Source organism: Lysinibacillus sp. 10T31, from assembly GCF_056394365.1.
Genome location: NZ_JBFTHS010000260.1, coordinates 1 through 380, shown reverse-complemented (window position 1 = coordinate 380; position 380 = coordinate 1). Strand labels below are relative to the sequence as shown.

The following is a 380-nucleotide window of genomic DNA, read 5'->3' as shown; positions in this document are numbered from 1 at the left end:
CACCCAAGGCGTTCGGGAACTGGAACAAGGTCTATAAGCGCTTCAATGCGTGGTCAGCGCCAGGCAAGTGGCTCAAGGTCTTCAAGGTGCTCGTAGTTGAACCCGACATTGAATAGGTTTTCATCGACGGCAAGCTCAAGAGAAATTACGAGAGTGTGGTCGCGATGGCCTGCGCCTTTCTTTGGTTACCTATGTGAAATGGCAACAGCCCCTAGTGAGATTAACGATCTGCTGCCGCATAAGTGGGGTCGTTAAGCTGCGTGGGGGGCTGGCCTTGATTGCCTCTGCAGAGCTGCACCAGTGCAAAGGACGCGAGACTAGCGATAATAAGAGCCAGCGAGGTGATTCCGGCGTTCAGCCCCCAGCAGTCGATTATATAG

The 380-nt window shown here is 53.7% G+C and carries 1 pseudogene; it reads left to right on the top strand.

What is annotated here, in order from left to right:
- Positions 1 to 113: pseudogene (locus AC1DCY_RS27945) on the top strand (IS5/IS1182 family transposase); the annotation flags it as partial.
- Positions 114 to 380: the final 267 nt, after the last annotated feature.